Here is a 3,512-nt window from a genome sequence, read left to right on the forward strand (position 1 = left end):
GGGCCGGCGCAGGCGGTGACCGCCGCCGGCGCGGCCGCGGCGCGGGCCCTGGACCGCACACCCGACCAGTTGGCCGTGCTGGCCGAGGCCGGAGTGGTCGACGCCGGCGGCCGGGGTTTGCTGGTGCTGCTGGACGCGCTCACCGCCACGCTCGCCGGCCAGGCGCCCCGGCGGCGCGCCTATCTGCCGGCCCCGGCGGCGCCCCGCCACGACGTCGGCGAACCGCCGCCTCCCCAGTTCGAGGTGATGTACCTGATCGGTGGGCCGGACGCGGAGGCGCTGGGCACGCTGCGGTCGGCCCTGCAGAACCTGGGCGACTCGGTGGCGCTGGCCCCGGCCGCCGACGGCCGGCACTCGGTCCACGTCCACACCGACGACGCCGGTGCGGCGATCGAGGCCGGCCTGGCCGCCGGCGCCGTCAGCCGCATCCGGATCTCCGCGCTGGACACCGGCCGGGTGGCCCCCGGCGGCTGGCCCCGGCAGCGGGCGGTGCTGGCCGTGGTCGACGGCGACGGCGCCGAGGAGTTGTTCGCCGCGGAGGGGGCGTGCGTGGTGCGCCCGGACGCCGAACTGGTGGACCCGGCCAACGGGGTCAGCGCCGACGAGTTGCTGCGGGCCCTGGTCGACACCGGCGCCGCCCAGGTGATGGTGCTGCCCAACGGCTACGTCTCCGCCGAGGACCTGGTGGCCGGCTGCACCGCCGCGATCGGCTGGGGCATCGACGTGGTGCCGCTGCCGTGCGGATCGATGGTGCAGGGCCTGGCCGCCCTGGCGGTCCACGACGCCGGCCGCCAGGCCGTCGACGACGGCTACACCATGGCCCGGGCCGCGGCCGGTTCCCGGCACGGGTCGGTGCGCATCGCCACCGAACAAGCGCTCACCTGGGCCGGGGCCTGTCTGCCCGGCGACGGCCTCGGCATCTCCGGCGACGAGGTGGTGGTGGTGGATCCCGATCCGGTCGCCGCGGCCCAGCGGCTGATCGACCTGCTGCTGGGATCGGGCGGTGAACTGGTCACCGTGCTGTTGGGCGTCGGGACGGACCCGAACGCCGACGTCATCGCCGAGACGTTGGCCGAGCACGTGCACCGCCGCCACCCCGGCACCGAGTTCAGCGGTTACCGCACCGGCCACCGCGGCGACGTCCTGCTCATCGGGGTGGAATGACCATGGTGTCGCCGACCGACCGCCTGGAACCCGTGCTGGGAGCCAAGGCGGCCCGCAGCCTCGAGGCGGTGTTCGGCTTTCGGACCGTCGACGATCTGCTCCGGCACTTTCCGCGCAAGTACAACCAGGGCGCCACGGTCTACGGCGAGGAGGACGCCCCGCCCGAGGAGGGCGAGCACATCACCTTCGTCGGCGAGATCGAGAAGGCCGAGGTGCGCTGGACCAACCGCACGCCGCGGCGCGAGTACCTCGTCATCACCCTCGGACACCGTCGCCCGAAGGTCACCGCGACGTTCTTCAATGCCAGGTTCATCAAGAAGGATCTGGTCCCCGGGACCAGGCTGATGCTGTCCGGGGAGGTGGGCTTCTTCAAGGGCTCCATGCAGCTGACCCACCCGGACTTCCTGGTGCTGGACTCCCCGAAGGGCCGCCTGGTGGGCAGTAAGTCGCTGAAGAGCATCGCCGGCGCAGCCGAGTCCGGCGAGTTGGACATGTCGGTCTTCGAGCGCGACTTCTTCCCGATCTACCCGGCCAGCGCCAAACTGCAGACCTGGGAGATCTACGCCTGCGTGCGACAAGTGCTCGCCGTGCTCGACCCGATACCCGAGCCGTTGCCGGAATCGGCTCTGCGGCAATGGAATCTGGTCACCGAGGACACCGCGCTGCGCGACATCCACCTCGCCGAGAGCGAGAAGGACCGCCGGCGCGCCCGCGAGCGTCTGACGTTCGACGAAGCCGTGGGCCTGCAATGGGCGCTGGTCCGGCGCCGCAACAGCGACCGCGCCGACTCCGGGCCGCCCGCCCCGCGGCGAGACGACGGATTGGCCGCGGCCCTGCGCCATCGGCTTCCGTTCGAACTGACCGCCGGGCAGTGCGAGGTGCTCGACGTCATCTCCGCCGATCTTGCCGCCAGCAAGCCGATGCACCGGTTGCTGCAGGGTGAGGTCGGCTCGGGTAAGACCATCGTGTCGGTGCTGGCGATGCTGCAGATGGTCGACGCCGGATACCAGTGCGCGATGCTTGCTCCCACCGAGGTCCTCGCCGCCCAACATGCCCGCTCGGTCCGCGATGTGCTCGGTCCGTTGGCGATGGCCGGCCAGTTGGGCGGGGAGGAGGGCGCCACCCGGGTGGCGCTGCTCACCGGTTCGATGTCGTCGGCGCAGAAGCGGCAGGTGCGCGACGAGGTCGCGGCGGGGGAGGCCGGAATCGTGATAGGCACCCATGCGCTGCTGCAGGACGCCGTGGAGTTCCACCGGTTGGGCATGGTGGTGGTCGACGAACAGCACCGGTTCGGGGTGGAGCAACGGGATCGCCTGCGCGCCAAGGCTCCCGATGGCCTTACGCCGCATCTGCTGGTGATGACCGCGACACCGATACCGCGCACCGTCGCCCTGACCGTCTACGGCGACCTGGAGACCTCGACCATGCGCGAACTCCCCCGCGGCCGCCAACCGATCACCACCAACACCATCTTCGTCGAGCAGAAGCGGGCGTGGCTGGACCGGGCCTGGGCCCGGATCACCGAGGAGGTCGCCGCGGGCCGGCAGGCCTATGTGGTGGCCTCCCGCATCGACGAGAACGACAAGGCCGAGAAGACCGAGGAGGGCAGAAAGCCGCCGATCACCGTCATCGACCTCATCGAGCACCTGCGGCACGGACCACTGGCGGGTCTGCGACTGGGTCTGATGCACGGCCGGCTGGCCGCCGAGGAGAAGGACGCGGTGATGACCGCGTTCCGCGCCGGGGAGATCGACGTGCTGGTCTGCACCACCGTCATCGAGGTGGGGGTGGACGTGCCCAACGCGACGGCGATGGTGGTGATGGACGCCGACCGGTTCGGTGTCAGCCAGTTGCATCAGCTGCGCGGGCGAATCGGCCGCGGATCCCATCCCAGCCTGTGCCTGCTGGTGACCCGGCTGCCGGAGCACTCCAAGGCCGGTGAACGCCTCAAGGCCGTCGCGGCGACCCTCGACGGTTTCGCGCTGGCCGATCTGGATCTGCAGGAACGCCGCGAGGGAGATGTCCTGGGCCACAGCCAATCCGGGCGTCCCATCACCCTGCGGTTCCTGTCCCTGGCCGAGCACCTCGACGTCATCCTCGCCGCGCGCGAACTGTGCGAGTCGGTCTACGCAACCGACCCGGACAGCCGCGGGATGGCGCTCCTGGCCGGGCAGTTCAGCGACACCGACCGCATCGAATACCTGGACAAGGCGTGAAGCGAGCCACGCTGCTGTGGCTGGCGGCGGTCGCGGCGGTCAGCGTGATCGTCGCCGGCCAGGTCCTCTGGGCCCCGAGGCCCACGGAGCGCGGGGCCGGCGCCCCGGCCGTGGCCGCCGGCGCCGACGTGC

General features: G+C 71.8%; 2 protein-coding genes. Both read left to right on the forward strand.

Features of this window, described 5'->3' with window-relative positions; genetic code table 11:
* Nucleotides 1-1,164 (forward strand): fatty acid kinase subunit FakA-related protein (locus tag ADBZ5U_RS15110; RefSeq protein WP_526811556.1); only part of this gene is annotated, 1,164 nt, incomplete at its 5' end.
* Between the two features lie 2 nt (nucleotides 1,165-1,166).
* Nucleotides 1,167-3,380 carry an ATP-dependent DNA helicase RecG gene (gene recG / locus ADBZ5U_RS15115; RefSeq protein WP_526811558.1) on the forward strand — a complete coding sequence of 738 codons (2,214 nt, stop codon included), beginning with the start codon at nucleotides 1,167-1,169 and terminating at the stop codon, nucleotides 3,378-3,380.
* Nucleotides 3,381-3,512: the final 132 nt, after the last annotated feature.

Source organism: Mycobacterium sp. (assembly GCF_040398885.1).
Taxonomy (GTDB): Bacteria; Actinomycetota; Actinomycetes; order Mycobacteriales; family Mycobacteriaceae; genus Mycobacterium.

Bases quoted from the DNA above. Each gene is read 5' to 3' on its own strand.
- recG (WP_526811558.1), top strand. From the start codon at position 1,167: ATGGTGTCGCCGACCGACCGCCTGGAACCCGTGCTGGGAGCCAAGGCG.